General features: G+C 67.8%; 12 protein-coding genes. 5 read left to right on the forward strand and 7 right to left on the reverse strand.

All coding sequences use genetic code 11. The annotated features are described in order from the left end of the window. The first annotated feature begins 3 nt into the window (after positions 1 to 3). Complete coding sequence (ctaD, locus tag NGH83_RS06025) at positions 4 to 1,749, forward strand: cytochrome c oxidase subunit I (protein WP_251858158.1); 1,746 nt, start codon at positions 4 to 6, stop codon at positions 1,747 to 1,749. A 4-nt stretch (positions 1,750 to 1,753) separates the two neighbouring features. Continuing rightward, on the forward strand, positions 1,754 to 2,179 hold the full coding sequence (locus NGH83_RS06030; protein WP_251858159.1) for a cytochrome c oxidase subunit 4: 426 nt from the start codon (positions 1,754 to 1,756) through the stop codon (positions 2,177 to 2,179). Positions 2,180 to 2,440: 261 nt separating this feature from the next. On the opposite strand, the gene NGH83_RS06035 is transcribed toward NGH83_RS06030, so the two are convergent. From NGH83_RS06035 to NGH83_RS06055, 5 genes are all read right to left on the reverse strand, one after another. Beyond that, a complete protein-coding gene (locus NGH83_RS06035; protein ID WP_251858160.1) occupies positions 2,441 to 2,911 on the reverse strand; it encodes an NUDIX domain-containing protein in 471 nt (156 codons plus the stop codon). A gap of 36 nt (positions 2,912 to 2,947) precedes the next feature. Next, complete coding sequence (locus NGH83_RS06040; protein WP_251858161.1) at positions 2,948 to 4,639, reverse strand: ubiquinol-cytochrome c reductase cytochrome b subunit; 1,692 nt, start codon at positions 4,637 to 4,639, stop codon at positions 2,948 to 2,950. Then, on the reverse strand, positions 4,629 to 5,708 hold the full coding sequence (locus tag NGH83_RS06045; RefSeq protein WP_251858162.1) for a ubiquinol-cytochrome c reductase iron-sulfur subunit: 1,080 nt from the start codon (positions 5,706 to 5,708) through the stop codon (positions 4,629 to 4,631). The genes NGH83_RS06040 and NGH83_RS06045 overlap by 11 nt, the downstream gene beginning before the upstream one ends. 54 nt (positions 5,709 to 5,762) lie before the next feature. Next, a complete protein-coding gene (locus NGH83_RS06050; protein WP_251858466.1) occupies positions 5,763 to 6,548 on the reverse strand; it encodes a cytochrome c in 786 nt (261 codons plus the stop codon). Between the two features lie 76 nt (positions 6,549 to 6,624). Continuing rightward, positions 6,625 to 7,293, reverse strand: a complete 669-nt coding sequence (locus NGH83_RS06055; protein ID WP_251858163.1) for a heme-copper oxidase subunit III — start codon at positions 7,291 to 7,293, stop codon at positions 6,625 to 6,627. A 97-nt stretch (positions 7,294 to 7,390) separates the two neighbouring features. Here NGH83_RS06055 and trpD point away from each other — a divergent pair, with 97 nt between their 5' ends. Then, entirely contained in the window at positions 7,391 to 8,443 is a 1,053-nt protein-coding gene (trpD, locus tag NGH83_RS06060; protein WP_251858164.1) for an anthranilate phosphoribosyltransferase, read from the forward strand. Between the two features lie 72 nt (positions 8,444 to 8,515). On the opposite strand, the gene NGH83_RS06065 is transcribed toward trpD, so the two are convergent. After that, on the reverse strand, positions 8,516 to 11,110 hold the full coding sequence (locus NGH83_RS06065) for a transglycosylase domain-containing protein (protein WP_251858165.1): 2,595 nt from the start codon (positions 11,108 to 11,110) through the stop codon (positions 8,516 to 8,518). 157 nt (positions 11,111 to 11,267) lie between these two features. Between NGH83_RS06065 and NGH83_RS06070 the strand changes: the two genes are divergently transcribed. Then, a complete protein-coding gene (locus NGH83_RS06070) occupies positions 11,268 to 12,515 on the forward strand; it encodes a D-alanyl-D-alanine carboxypeptidase family protein (RefSeq protein ID WP_251858166.1) in 1,248 nt (415 codons plus the stop codon). 52 nt (positions 12,516 to 12,567) lie between these two features. On the opposite strand, the gene NGH83_RS06075 is transcribed toward NGH83_RS06070, so the two are convergent. Further along, positions 12,568 to 13,362 carry an SGNH/GDSL hydrolase family protein gene (locus NGH83_RS06075; RefSeq protein ID WP_251858167.1) on the reverse strand — a complete coding sequence of 265 codons (795 nt, stop codon included), beginning with the start codon at positions 13,360 to 13,362 and terminating at the stop codon, positions 12,568 to 12,570. A gap of 338 nt (positions 13,363 to 13,700) precedes the next feature. Here NGH83_RS06075 and NGH83_RS06080 point away from each other — a divergent pair, with 338 nt between their 5' ends. Further along, positions 13,701 to 15,398, forward strand: coding sequence for a DEAD/DEAH box helicase (locus tag NGH83_RS06080; protein WP_251858467.1), 1,698 nt, complete (start codon positions 13,701 to 13,703; stop codon positions 15,396 to 15,398). Positions 15,399 to 15,435: the final 37 nt, after the last annotated feature.

Below are 15,435 nucleotides of genomic sequence, written 5' to 3' on the forward strand. Positions count from 1 at the left end.
ATCATGACTTCGACTCTCAACCGGCCCACGACGGGTCTTCCCGCGGGTCAGGCCGCAGTATTCGAGACGAACACGGTCGCTCGCAAGGGCAACAGGATCGTCAGCTGGATCACGTCGACCGACCACAAGACGATCGGCTACCTCTACCTCATCACCTCGTTCATCTACTTCCTCATCGGGGGAGTCATGGCGCTGGTGATCCGGGCTCAGCTTTTCGCCCCCGGCCTCAACTTGGTGCCGACGGCGGAGCAGTACAACCAGCTGTTCACCATGCATGGCACGATCATGCTGCTCATGTTCGCGACCCCCCTGTTCGCGGGCTTCGCCAACGTGCTGATGCCTCTGCAGATCGGAGCACCAGACGTCGCGTTCCCGCGGCTCAACGCCTTCGCCTACTGGCTCTACTCCTTCGGCAGTTTCATCGCCGTCGCCGGATTCTTCACCCCCGCCGGCGCTGCGTCGTTCGGATGGTTCGCCTACGCCCCCCTGTCGAGCACGACGTTCTCGCCGGGGCTCGGAGGGAATCTCTGGGTGTTCGGGCTCGCGCTCAGCGGCTTCGGAACCATCCTCGGCGCGGTGAACTTCATCACCACCATCATCACGATGCGGGCGCCGGGCATGACGATGTTCCGGATGTCCATCTTCACCTGGAACACGCTGATCACCTCCCTCCTCGTCCTGATGGCCTTCCCGGTGTTGGCGGCGGCGCTCTTCGCTCTCGGCGCGGACCGCGTTCTCGGCGCGCACGTCTACGATGCCGAGACCGGCGGACCGATCCTCTGGCAGCATCTGTTCTGGTTCTTCGGCCATCCCGAGGTCTACATCATCGCGTTGCCGTTCTTCGGCATCGTCTCCGAGATCCTTCCGGTGTTCAGCCGCAAACCGATCTTCGGTTACAAGACGTTGATCTACGCGACCATCGCGATCGCCGCCCTGTCGGTGACCGTATGGGCGCACCACATGTATGTGACCGGATCCGTCCTGCTGCCGTTCTTCTCACTGATGACGATGCTCATCGCGGTCCCCACCGGTGTGAAGATCTTCAACTGGATCGGCACGATGTGGCGTGGATCGATCACATTCGAGACACCGATGCTGTGGACCATCGGCTTCCTGATCACCTTCGTCTTCGGCGGACTCACCGGCGTGATCCTCGCCTCCCCACCGCTCGACTTCGCGGTCTCCGACACCTACTTCGTCGTCGCGCACTTCCACTACGTGGTGTTCGGCACGGTGGTCTTCGCCATGTTCGCCGGCTTCTACTTCTGGTGGCCGAAGTGGACCGGGAAAATGCTCAACGAGCGCCTGGGGAAGATCCACTTCTGGACGTTGTTCCTCGGGTTCCACACGACCTTCCTCGTTCAGCATTGGCTCGGTGCCGTCGGCATGCCCCGGCGCTACTACACCTATCTCCCCGAAGACAACATCACGTGGATGAACCAGCTCTCGACCGTCGGGGCCATGCTGCTCGGCGCTTCGATGCTCCCGTTCCTCTACAACGTATGGATCACTGCTCGTAAGGCACCCAAGGTGACGGTCGACGACCCGTGGGGGTACGGGCGCTCGCTCGAATGGGCGACGTCGAGTCCGCCGCCGCGCCACAACTTCACCTCGATCCCGCGCATCCGTTCCGAGTCCCCGGCATTCGATCTGCACCACCCCGAGGCCGGCATCCCGATCGGTATCGGGCCCGCGAAGGACGCCCCCGACGCTCCGACCTACGACGCCGCGTCCGGAAAGGTGAAGTAGTCACGTGCGCGCCAACTACGTTCTCTTCTACGTCCTCGCCGTATTCTTCTTCCTCCTCGCCGCCGTCTACGCCTTCTGGTCGTGGCTCGACGCCGGGTGGGACCTCCACCCTGAGTGGGTCGGCACGGTCGGCATCACCCTGACCGGTGTCCTGTCGGTGTTCCTCGGCTTCTATGTCCAACGCAGCCACCGCGCGCAGGGCGGAGAACTCCCCGAAGACCGCCTCGACGCGGACATCGACGACGGCGACCCCGAGCTCGGCTTCTTCAGCCCCTGGAGCTGGTGGCCCCTCGTTCTCGCCGCCTCGGCCGCGCTCGCCTTCCTGGGCCTCGCGGTCGGCGTCTGGATCGTCTTCGGAGCCGTCGCCCTCTTCCTCGTCGCCATCGTCGGATGGGTGTACGAGTACTACCGGGGCTACTTCGCCCGCTGAGACTCCCGCGCGCCCCGCGCAGGTCCGGCAACACCGACAGATCTGGGCACCTCACCGTGAGTGACTTGCCCACTTCACCCCGTCGGAGCGCCTCAAGACAGGGTGGAGTGGGCGAGTCGACGAGAGCGGCGTGCCGAGGTGCCCAGTTCTGCGGGTGTCGGCCGCCTAACACCGACAGATCTGGGCACCTCGAGGTGATCGTCTCGGTGACGTGCCCATCTCGTCCGTCCGAGCGTCTCAGGACGGGGTGAAGTGGGCGAGTCAGCGGGCGAGGTGAGCTTCGAGTCGGTCGATGAACTCGGCCTGAGCCTTGACGATCAGTCTGCGCGCCTCGTCGGGGGAGAGCCACGCGGCGCGGTCGACCTCGGGGTAGGAGGCGACCTTGCCGCTTCTCGGCGGCCACTCCAGCTCGAACGTGTTCGAGACGACCTCGGACACGTCGAGGTCGCCCTCGAACGCCCACGCGGTCACCGTCTTGCCCCCGGACTGCTGCACCGAGCCGAGGGGGATCTCGGGACCGACGGAGGGGATGGGCTGACCGATCTCCTCTTCGAATTCGCGGCGCGCGGTCGACTCGAGGTCTTCGACGCCGAGCGGCTCTCCCTTCGGAATCGACCACGCGCCCACGTCCTTGCGAGCCCAGAACGGTCCGCCCATATGCCCGAGCAGCACCTCGATACCGTCTGCTCGGCGCCGGAAAAGCAGGACGCCCGCACTGCGCCTGGTCGGCATGGCGCGGGCGTCTCTGTGACCTACTGGAGGACGGGCTCAGTGGCTGTGTGGAGCTCCGCCGATGGCCTGCTGGCTGTCGCCCTCGACCGCGGCGTGGCCGTGTGCCCCGTGCGCTGCGTCGAGCTCGGTCGCGCTGACCGGTTCGATGCGGTCCTCGAAGAACCAGCGGCTGACACCGGCGCGCACGCGCTGAGCGACCGAGATCTGACCCTTCGCGTTCGGGCGGATCATCAGCGGCTTGTAGTCGTTGTAGCTCAGCAGCTTCCAGCGCTCGTACTCGTCGAGCTGCTGGTGCACCTCGATGAACTCGCCACCAGGCATACGGACGATACGACCCGACTCGTAACCGTGCAGAGCGATCTCGCGGTCCTTCTTCTGCAGCGCGATGCAGACCCGCTTGGCGATGAAGAACGCGACGAACGGGCCGACGATGAGCAGGAACTGCAGGATGTGGATGACCGCTTCCATCGACATCTTGAAGTGCGTCGCGATGATGTCGGAAGACGCCGCCGCCCACAGGACCGCGTAGAACGTGACACCGGCGGCACCGATCGCGGTGCGGGTCGGCGCGTTGCGCGGACGGTCGAGCAGGTGGTGCTCGCGCTTGTCACCGGTGACCCACGCCTCGATGAACGGGTAGAGCATCACGGTGACGATGAACAGGCCGAGGATGACGAGCGGCGCGATCACGTTGAACGACCAGGTGCGGTCGAACAGCACGAACTCCCAACCCGGCGGTACCAGTCGCAGGGCGCCGTCGGCGAAGCCGATGTACCAGTCGGGCTGAGTACCGGCCGACACGGGGGAGGGGTCGTAGGGTCCGTAGTTCCAGATCGGGTTGATCGTGAAGAACGCCGCCATGAGGGCGATGACACCGAAGACGATGAAGAAGAAGCCACCGGCCTTCGCCGCGTATACGGGGAGGATCGGGTAGCCGACGACGTTCTGATTGGTCTTGCCCGGGCCGGGGTACTGGGTGTGCTTGTGCACGACCACGAACACCAGGTGCAGCGCGATGAGGGCGACGATGATGGCCGGCAGCAGCAGGATGTGCAGCGTGTACAGACGCCCGATGATCTGGGTGCCGGGGAACTCGCCGCCGAAGAGCAGATAGGAGATCCAGGTGCCGACCACCGGGATGCCCTTCACCATGCCGTCGATGATGCGCAGGCCGTTGCCCGAGAGCAGGTCGTCGGGGAGCGAGTAGCCGGTGAAGCCCTCACCCATGGCAAGGATGAACAGGACGAAGCCGATCACCCAGTTGAGCTCACGCGGCTTGCGGAACGCGCCGGTGAAGAAGATGCGCAGCATGTGCAGGCCGATGGAGGCGATGAACAGCAGGGCAGCCCAGTGGTGCACCTGACGCATGAGCAGACCGCCGCGGACGTCGAACGAGATGTTCAGCGCCGAGTCCATGGCGGCGGACATCGCGAGGCCCTTGAGGGGCACGTACGATCCGTCGTATTCGACCTCGGCCATCGAGGCCTGGAAGAAGAACGTCAGGAACGTCCCCGAGAGCAGGATGACGACGAAGCTGTAGAGCGCCACCTCGCCGAGCATGAACGACCAATGGTCGGGGAAGATCTTGCGGCCGAACTCTTTGACGACCGCCGAGACGGTGGTGCGCTCGTCGATGTAGTTGGAGATCGCTCCGGTGACGCTCGTTCTCTGCGCGCGTTCCGGGGCGGGTGCGGTACGGGGAGACTCCGTAGGGGTCTCAGCTGTCATTGTCGCCACGCTCCCAGAAGCTCGGTCCGACGGGTTCGGTGAAGTCGCTGCGGGCGACGAGGTAGCCATCGGCGTCGACGGTGATCGGCAGCTGGGGCAGCGGACGCTTGGCGGGTCCGAAGATGACCTCGGCTTCGTTCGTGATGTCGAACTGAGACTGATGGCAGGGGCACAGCAAGTGATGGGTCTGCTGCTCGTACAGGGCGACCGGGCATCCGACGTGGGTGCAGATCTTGGAGTAGGCGACGATGCCGTCGTAGTTCCAGTCCTCGCGGCCGGGCGAGACGTTCAGGTCCTCGGGCTTCAGGCGCATGAGCAGCACTGCAGCCTTCGCTTTCTCTTCGAGGTAGTGCTCCTCTCCGAGAATGCCCTCTGGGATCACGTGGAACGCCGATCCGAGTGTCACGTCGGCAGCTTTGATAGGGGTTCCAGTGGGGTCGCGGACGAGTTTCACGCCCTCGTCCCATGCCGTGTGGCGCAGCAGCTCGGCCGGGTTGTTGTCCCGTGGAGCGAGGTCGCGGAAGAAGAAGATCGCGGGCAGCGGGAATGCGACGAGGGCCCCGACCAGCGAGTTGCGGATGAGCGCGCGGCGGTTGAAGCCCGACTCGGTGTCTGCCTCGCGGAAGATCTCGACGGCGCGCGCACGGGTCTCCTCGCTCCCGCGCACCGGGTGGCGCACGTCGATGCCCTCGCGGTCGTGCATGAGGGCCTTGCCCCAGTGCACGGCACCGATACCGATGGAAAGCAGAGCCAAGGCAATGCTGACACCAAGGAAGAGCGTGTTCAGTCGTACCGACGCCGGGTCGTCCTCGACGATCGGAAACGCGAAGTACGACACGATCGCGCCGATGCTGCCGACGATCGACAGGGAGAAGAGCAGGGACACGCCTCGCTCGGAGCGCTTGTCGGCCTTCGGGTCGAGATCGGTGACGCGGGGACGGTGCGGGGGGAACCCGGGGTTCTCCACGGCGTCGCGCTGCACGACCGCGGTACCCGCCGAGACCTGTCGCTCGTGCGAGCCCGAAGTGTCGGCGGGGACGAGACCCTTGCCGCCTTCTTCGTTCGCCATGTGGATGCTTCTCCTTGTTTCGAAAGTGTACGTCTGACGCTGCCGCCGTGGGCGCTAATTGGAGCGGGCGGTCAGCCAGACGGCGAGCGCGATGATGGCACCCAGCCCGAAGATCCACGCGAACAGGCCTTCGGCCACCGGACCGAGCGAGCCGAGCTCGAAGCCGCCGGGCGACGGGTTGTTCTCGGTGAACTTCAACGCGGTGATGATGTCGCGTTTGTCTTGTGGGGTGAGGTTCGCGTCGTTGAAGACCGGCATGTTCTGCGGGCCCGTGATCATGGCCTCGTAGATATGTTTCGCGGTCACTCCGGTGAGCTTTGGCGCGTACTTGCCTTCGGTCAGCGCACCGCCCGCACCGGCGACGTTGTGGCACATGGCGCAGTTGATGCGGAACAGCTCGGCACCGCGGGTGGCGTCACCCGCGGCGTCGAGGTACTCGGCGTCGGGAATGTCGGGCCCGGGGGCCAGCGATGAGACGTAGTCGGCGAGGGCTTGGACGTCCTCGTCGGTGAACTGGACGGGCTTCACCGGTGCTTGCGGACCCTGGTTCTGCAGGGGCATGCGGCCGGTGCCGACCTGGAAGTCGACCGCCGCGGCGCCGACACCGAGCAGCGCAGGACCCGCATCGGAGCCCTGAAGGGCCATCCCATGGCAGGTGGCGCAGTTTGCGGCGAACAGCTTCTCGCCGCGGTCGACGGACTCCTGCGAGGCCGCCACGGCACCGTTGTCGGTCGGCGCGTTCAGCAGTGCGTAGGCGCCTCCGGTGAAGAGCAGGCCGATCGCTATCAGCGCGACGGTCGCGAGAGGCGAACGACGGGCGCTCCTCGGAGACCGCTTGATGCGGGCAGTGCGGCTGCCGAAGACTCTGCGCGGGCGTGCGGTGTTGTTACGTGCGGAGGGCAAACTGATCCGATCCCTATTTCAGAACGTAGATGACGAGGAACAGACCGATCCAGACCACGTCGACGAAATGCCAGTAGTAGGAGACGACGATGGCGCTGGTCGCCTCGCGGTGGCCGAACTTCTTGACGGCGAACGCACGTCCGATCACCAGCAGGAAGGCGATGAGCCCGCCTGTGACGTGCAGACCGTGGAACCCGGTGGTGAGATAGAACGCCGAGCCGTAGGCGTTGCTGTTGATCGAGATGCCTTCGCTCACGAGGGTGGCGTACTCGAACACCTGGCCGGCGACGAAGATCGCGCCGAGCGCATAGGTGAGCATGAACCACTCGACCATGCCCCATTGCGTCGGCTTCCACCCGGTGGCCCGCGCCTGCAGTCGCTCGGCAGCGAATACGCCGAACTGGCAGGTGAACGAGCTCGACACCAGGATGATCGTGTTCACCAGGGAGAACGGGACGTTGAGTCGCCCCGCTTCGTAAGAGAAGAGATCGGGTGCGGCCGATCGCAGGGTGAAGTAGATCGCGAACAAGCCCGCGAAGAACATGACCTCGCTACCGAGCCAGACGATCGTTCCGACTGCAACGGAGTTGGGACGATTGATGACCGGGGCGCTTGTCGACTGAAGGGCGGACGCGCTACTCACTCGACCATTATGGCTGATTCCGCTGACCGCGGATCGCATACCGGGCGCTCGGCATGTTCGGTTCGTCGGACGTGTCAGGGATCGAGCTGCCACGAGGGATGATTCCGGCTGTCGGCGGCCCCAATAGGATGGCCGGATGATGGTGAACCCGACCTGGCCATCGCTGATCTCGGCCCTGCTCGACGGCGACGACATGTCGATCTCCGGCTCGACGTGGGCGATGGAGCAGGTCATGCGGGGCGAGGCGACGCCGGCCGCATTGGCCGGATTCCTCGTCGCGCTGAGGGCCAAGGGCGAGACGGTCGACGAGATCGTCGGCTTCCGCGACGCGATCCTCGACCACGCCGTCCCGCTCGAGATCGACCCGCAGGTGCTCGACATCGTCGGCACCGGGGGAGACCGGTTGAAGACGGTGAACATCTCGACGGCGGCGTCGATCATCGCCGCGGCGGCGGGCGCGAAGGTCGTGAAGCACGGCAACCGCGCCGCGAGCTCGGCGTCGGGATCGAGCGACGTTCTCAGCGCCCTCGGCGTCGACCTCGCACTGCCCGCCGACGCGGTGGCCCGCGTGCTCGACGAGGTGGGCATCACCTTCGTCTACGCCGCCGCGTTCCACCCCGGATTCCGTCACGCCGCCACCGCACGCGCCGATGTGGGCGTTCCGACGGTGTTCAACTTCCTCGGACCCCTCTGCAACCCGGCGCGCCCCGAGGCGAGCGCCGTGGGCGTCGCACGGGCCGAGGTCGCGCCGCTGATCGCCGGCGTGTTCCAGACCCGAGGGGCGACCGCGCTCGTCTTCCGCGGCGACGACGGCCTCGACGAGCTGTCGACCACCGGGCACAGCCACATCTGGGAGGTGTCGGGGGGACGGATCATCGAGCACGATCTCGACCCGCGCGAGCTCGGCATCCGGCGCGCTTCGCTCGCCGACCTCGTCGGCGGCACGCCCGACGAGAACGCCGCCGTGCTGCGACGCACCCTCGAGGGCGAGCAGGGCGCCGTGCGCGACATAGTGCTGCTCAACGCGGCGGCGGGTCTCGTGTCGTGGGAGCTCTCGCTCGACGCGACCTGTGCCGATACGCCGATCCTCGAACGGCTCTCCGCTGCGCTCGAGACCGCGGCCGCCGTCGTCGACGACGGTTCGGCCGCCGCGAAGCTCGCCGCCTGGGTGGACGCCACCCGCCGCTGAACGCCGAGACGCCCGCCCGATCCTCGGATCGGGCGGGCGTCTCGATGCCGCGACCGTGTCAGCCGGTGCGCGTCAGCAGGCGCGACGCGTGACGGTGACCGTGACGGCGACGTCGGGGCGTGCGGCGGTTCCGGGCGGCGGATCCTGGGCGGTGACGGTTCCCGGGCCCTCGGCGACGGCCGGGTTCGCCTGGCAGACGCCGCCGGGGACGCTGGTGAAGCCCGCGGCCGCCCACGCGGCGGGGACCGCGGCCGGAGCGAGGCCGCCGAGGTTCGGCACGGCGCGCAGCGACCCGTTGCTGGTGTACACCGACACGATCGCGCCCTTGCCGGCGGTGCCCGACGGGTTGGTGCCCGTCACGGTGCCGACCGGCAGCTCGGAGTCCTGCTGGCCGCCGTCCTCGAAGGTGAAGCCGGCTCCCTCGATGATGGCCTTCGCCTGGTCGATGCTGAGGCCGCGCACGTCGGGCACCGACACCGTCTGCCCGCGCAGCAGCGCGCTGGACGGGTCGGGGAACGGATCCCCGCCCCACTTGGCGTTCGCGACCGACATCACGCGCGGCGCGATGCGGTGACGTGCCGTCGCCGCCTCGCCGCTGTCGAAGTCGTACTTGCGCTGGTTCACGAAGCCCGACACGTTGTAGACGCCGACCACCGTCGCGGCGCGGGTCGTCGCTCCGCTCATCCAGGTGGCGTACGCCTCGTCGGTCGTTCCCGTCTTGCCGAGCGTCGGCGCGTCCGTCGTCAGACGGTTCGCCGTCGAGGCTCCGGTGCCGCCTTCGAACGCCCGCTGCAGGGCGAATGCGGCCGCCGCGGCGACATCGGGCTCGAGCGCCTTCGTGCAGGTCACCGGAGGGACCGGCACGTCACTGCCGTCGGGGGCGACGATCCGCTCGATCGCGATCGGCTCACAGTAGGTGCCGCCCGACGCGATCGTCGCGAAGGCTCCGGCCATCTGCAGCGGCGCGACCTCGTTGGTGCCGAGCACCGAGGAGGGGTTGCGGGCGAGTTCACCCGTGCCGAGCTCGCCGGTCTCGTAGTTGATGATGGCGTCCTTGTCGGCGCGGTACACGCCCATCGACGAGGCGGTGTCGCGGATGCCGCAGAGGTCGAGCTGCTTCGACATCGCGATGAAGCCGGTGTTCTTCGAGGTCATCGTGCTCTGCAGTGCGCTGATGTTGCCGGGGTTGTCGCCCTCGTCGTTGCGGGGGCGCCACGACTCGCCGAGCGTGTAGGTGCCGCCGGGCGAGCACGAGTCCTTCCAGGTCTGACCCTGGTAGTCGCGCAGCTGCCCGTTGACAGACTCGTTGATGCCGTGGCCCTCTTTCAGCCATTCGAGGAGCGTGAAGATCTTGTACGTCGATCCCGGCTGGAAACCGGTCGAGGCGCCGTAGTCGAAGTCGGCGTTGAAGTTCACCGCGGTGCGGGTGTTGTCGACGGCGAGCACCTCGGGGTCGTCGGAGAAGATCTTGTTCTGCGCCATCGCGCGGATCTTGCCGGTGCCCGGCTCGACGGTGACGACGCTCGCGCCGACGTTGAAGTCGTCGAGGTGCATCGGCACGTTGTCGTTGATGGCCTGCTCCGCGGCGATCTGCAGGTCGACGTCGAGGGTCGTGTACACGTCGTACCCGGCGGTGACGAAGTTGCGCCACCGCTCGTTCTCGTCGGCGCCGAAGAACTCGTCGTTCTTGAACACGCGCGTCACGTAGTCGCAGAAGAAGCCGGAGCCGAGCGCGGCGGAGCAGCCGACCGTCGGGGCGTTGATCGACGGCTCGACGGGGGCGGCCACCGCGTCGTCGTGCTCCTGCTGGGTGATCATGCCCTCGGAGAGCATGTTGCGCAGGATGTAGTCGCGTCGCTGCTTGTTGTCCGCGTACCCGTTGGCGGCGCCGTTGGTCTCGCTGTCCGGGTAGTCGAGGCGGAACTTCTCCGGGTTGTTCACGATCGCCATGAGGCTCGCCGCCTGCGGGAGGCTCGCGTTCGCGGCGGAGGTGCCGAAGTAGTAGTTCGCCGCCGCCTCGATGCCGTAGATGCGGCCGCCGAAGCCCGCGATGTTGAGGTACCCCATGAGCACCTCGTCCTTCGAGTAGCGCTTCTCGAGACCGATCGCGTACTTCATCTCCTGGATCTTGCGCGACTCGGTGGTCTCGGTGGCCTTCTCGTACGCGGCGGTGATCTCGGCCTGGTCGGTGAGGTCCTTGATCGCGTTCTGGATGTTGACGTTCTTCACGTACTGCTGGGTGATGCTCGACCCGCCCTGGACGCTGCCGCCCAGGATGTACGTGTTGAGCACGGCGCGGATGGTGCCCTGCAGGTCGACGCCGCCGTGGTCGTAGTAGCGGGGGTCTTCACCGGCGACGGCGGCGTCCTTGACGAACCCGTTGACCTGGTCGGCGCTCACCTCGATGCGGTTCTGGTTGTAGAAGTACGCGAGCAGCAGGGGGGAGCCGTCGGAGTTCGTGGCGTAGATGTTGGTGCGCTGCGACAGCGGCTGGATCTCGAGGTAGTCGGGCAGGTCCTCGAAGATGCCGATGGTGTCGCTCGCGGCGACGCTCGTGAGGGCGATGGCGGGAGTCACGGCCACGGTCGCGAGGACACCGGCGGCAGCGCTCATGCCGATGAATCCGAGGAGTCCGCCGATGCGGCTGGGGGTACGCGGGAACGACAAAGTAGGGCCCCTTTCGTCGGCAAGACTAGATGTGCGGACAGACGGTTCGGTTTGCGTTCCCGCAATCGTGACCAACCCGTTGCGCGGTGCCGGCGTCGAAGTCTACGACGCGCGCGTGGCGCCCTCCGCGGCGGCGCGCGGCGAATATCCTGTCCGGGTGCCGAGCCGCCCCCGACTGACCCGCGAGCAGATCTATCGCCGGCGTCGGATCGCCGCGGTCGTCGCCCTCGTCCTCACCCTCGGCATCGTGTCGGTCGCCGTCTACGTACCGAGCGCGGCGTCGGCCGACGTCCCCGACGCGGTCGCCGAGGTGACGACTCCGGCGTTCGCGCCGGCGCCCGCCGTGCAGGCCGCGTTCCCCGGATACGGTCGCGGGGCGATCGGCGCCGTCGGCTTCGACGGCGTGCTCGCCTCGAGCGGCGAGCAGACGCGGTTCCCGATGGCGAGCATCACGAAGGTCGTCACCGCGCTCGTCGTACTGTCCGCGAAGCCGCTCGCCGAGGGGGAGCAGGGGCCCGAGATCGAGTTCGGACCGGCGGACGTCGACATCTACTACGACGTCCTCGCACAGAACGGCTCGCTGCAGCCGGTGAGCGACGGCATCGTGATGAGCCAGCGCCAGGTGCTCGAGACGATGCTGATCCCGTCGGCCAACAACTACGCCGAGTCGCTCGCGATCTGGGCGTTCGGCTCGGTGGACGCCTATCTGCAGGCGGCCCGAGCCTGGCTCGACTCGAAGGGGCTCACCGACACCGTCGTCGTCGACACCAACGGGCTGTCCGCGGGCGATGTCAGCACCCCCGCGAATCTCGTGGAACTCGGCAAGCTGGCCCTCGCCGATCCGGTGGTCGCGTCGATCGTGTCGACCCGCACCGCGACCGAGCCGTACGTCGGCGAGATCGACAACACCAACAAGCTGCTCGGCATCGCGGGCGTCGACGGCATCAAGACCGGCACCACCGACGAGGCCGGCGCCTGCCTGCTGTTCTCCACGGATGTGCAGGTGGGGGCGAGCTCGGTCACGGTCGTCGGGGTGATCCTCGGCGCCGACACCCATCCCGAGCTGAACGAGTCGGTGCTCGCCCTGCTCGAGTCGGTGACGCCCGGGTTCCGTGAGGTGACGCTGACCACCGCCGGCCAGCAGTACGGCAGCTACACCACGGCCTGGGGTGAGACCGCCGTCGCCGTGGCGGGGGAGACCCGCACCGTGCTCACCTACTCGGACGAGCCCATCGTCGCGGCGGTCGCCGCGTCGCCGGTCGAATCCGGCGCGGCGGGCACCGATGTCGGATCCGTCACGTTCACCGTCGGCGACGAGCAGGTCACCGTGCCGCTGCTGCTCGACCAGGCCGTCGACGCCCCCGACTTCTGGTGGCGCATGTCGAACCCGCCGTGGAGCAGATAGCGTCCCGCTCCTCCTGGGCTCACCCCTCCTGGGCTCGCTGCACTCGAGCCCTCTACTCCTGAGGGCCGTCCACGCGGAACGGCACCGCTTCGGGGCGCTTCGGCAGGATGTTGTCGCCCGACGACACGCGCCGGATACGGCGCATCACCCACGGGACGAAGTACTCGCGCGCCCAGACGAGGTCCTCGGTGCGGGCATGACGCCAGCTGGAGCGCGGCAGCGGCTCGGGGCGCATCGGCTCGAGGTCGTTCTCGACGTGCAGGGTGTCGAGCACCATGCGGGCGACCGTGTGGTGTCCGAGCGAGTTGAGGTGCAGGCGGTCGCGGTCCCACATCCGCGCGTCCTGCACCTCGGTGAGCGCCCACTGGTCGGCGACCAGTGCGTCGTACTTCTTGGCCTCGCGGCGCAGGTTCTCGTTGTAGATCGCGACCTTGCCGCGGATGCGCGAGAAGACGGGCGAGAATCCGACGTCGACGCCGGTGAAGATCACGACGGTGGCGCCGGTCGCCGCGAGTCGTTCGAGCGCCGCCCCGAACTGGCGGGCGAGCGCGTCGGGCTCGGTGCCGGGCCGGATGACGTCGTTGCCACCCGCCGAGATGGTGATCAGGTCGGGTTTCAGCGCGATCGCCGGGTCGATCTGCTCGGCGACGATCTGCGCGAGCAGCTTGCCGCGCACGGCGAGGTTGGCGTAGGCGAAGTCGGGGGTGTCGCGGGCGAGGACCTCGGCGACGCGGTCGGCCCATCCGCGATGACCGCCGGGGCTTCCGGGCTCGGGGTCGCCGATGCCTTCGGTGAACGAATCGCCGATCGCGACGTATCGCTGCCACGGGTGAACCGTCGTCGTCATGACACCTCCGAGAGCCCCTCCGGCCGACACGCCGAAGTCGAACTCCTCCATCTTGCTCCTCGCGCGCACGTTCCGGGCACGGGGGCCCGCCGGAACGTGCGTTCCCGCCCGGAACGCCCTCGTCGAGGGGGAGGAGGTCGGGGGCGCCGGTACTATTTGATCGAGTGAGCCAGCCCCAACTCTTCGACCCCGACTCGGGGTCGCGCGCAGGCTCACCGCCCTCCTCCGGCACGTCGACGGCCGCCGCGGACGGCACCCACGACACCACCACGCACGCGTGGACCGAGGGGCTCTCTCCGTCGTTCCCCGAGCGCGCCGCGTGGGGCACGGCAGGCAAGCTGCGGCAGTGGCAGCAGGAGGCGCTCACCGCCTACTTCGAGCGCGAGCCCCGCGACTTCCTCGCGGCGGCGACGCCCGGCGCCGGCAAGACGACCTTCGCCCTGCGCCTCGCGAAAGAGCTGCTGACCCGCGGCGACGTCGACCGGGTGACCGTCGTCGCCCCCACCGAGCACCTCAAGCGGCAGTGGGCCGACGCCGCCGAGCGCGTCGCCATCCACCTCGATCCCTCGTTCCGCAACAAGGACCGCTGGTACGGCCGGCACTTCCACGGCATCGCCGTCACCTACGCCCAGGTCGTCGCCGACGCCGCGTTGCACCGCACCCTCACCGAGCAAGGGCGCTCGCTGGTCATCCTCGACGAGGTGCACCACGGCGGCGACGCGCTCAGCTGGGGCGACGCGATCCGCGAGGCGTTCGAACCCGCGACGCGGCGCCTGTCGCTGTCGGGGACCCCGTTCCGCTCGGACACCGCGTCCATCCCGTTCGTCGAGTACGCGCCCGACAAGCACGGCATCCGCGTCTCCCGCACCGACTACGCGTACGGCTACGACCGTGCGCTCAGCGACGGCGTCGTCCGCCCCGTCATCTTCATGGTCTACGCCGGTCACATGCGCTGGCGCACTTCGGCCGGTGAGGAGATGGAGGCGAAGCTCGGCGAGGGCAACACGAAGGACATCACCTCGCAGGCGTGGCGCACGGCGCTCGACCCGCAGGGGGAGTGGATCCCGTCGGTGCTGCGCGCCGCCGACATGCGCCTCACCGAGGTGCGCCGCGGCGTGCCCGACGCGGGCGGACTCATCATCGCCACCGACCAGTTCGTCGCCCGCGCCTACGCGCGCATCCTCGAGGAGATCTCGGGCGAGGAGGTCACGGTCGTGCTCTCGGACGACAAGGGAGCGTCCGCCCGCATCGCCGAGTACGCCGAGAACACGAAGCGTTGGATGGTCGCGGTGCGCATGGTGTCGGAAGGCGTCGACATCCCGCGCCTCGCCGTCGGCGTCTACGCGACCTCGTCCTCGACCCCGCTGTTCTTCGCCCAGGCCATCGGACGGTTCGTCCGCGCCCGTCGTCGCGGCGAGACGGCGTCGGTCTTCCTGCCCAACGTGCCGAGCCTCATGGCGCTCGCGAACAGCATGGAGGTGCAGCGCGACCACGCGCTCGACCGCCGCGACTCCGATGAGAACCCGAACGGGCCCGGCCTCGAGGACGGCCTGCTCGAGGCGGCCAACCGCAGCGACAAGGCCTCCGACGCGCTCACCCAGGAGTTCGACTTCCAAGCGGTCAGCTCCGATGCGACCTTCGACCGGGTGCTCTACGAGGGCGGCGAGTTCGGCTTCGAAGCCGAGAGCGGCAGCCTCGAGGAGCTCGACTTCATCGGCATCCCGGGACTGCTCGAACCGGAGCAGGTCCGCGACCTGTTGCGCCATCGACAGTCACGGCAGGAGCATCGGCGCTCCGAGAAGCCGCAGCGCGAGGCGGGATCGGCGGAGCCGGCGCCGATGTACCGCAACCTGAAAGAGCAGCGCACGCTGCTCAACAGTCTCGTCGGCCTGTGGGCGAAGACGACGGGTGAGAGCCACGCGATGATCCACGGCGAGCTGCGCCGCATCTGCGGCGGCCCCGCCGTCGCCCAGGCGAGCGTGACTCAATTGCAGTCGCGGATCGAGCTGCTGCGCAAGCGGCTCGGCGGCCACTGACGCCTCATCGGCACTGATCGGAAGCAGGGGAGACACT

The organism is Herbiconiux sp. L3-i23 (genome assembly GCF_023734115.1).
GTDB lineage: Bacteria > Actinomycetota > Actinomycetes > Actinomycetales > Microbacteriaceae > Naasia.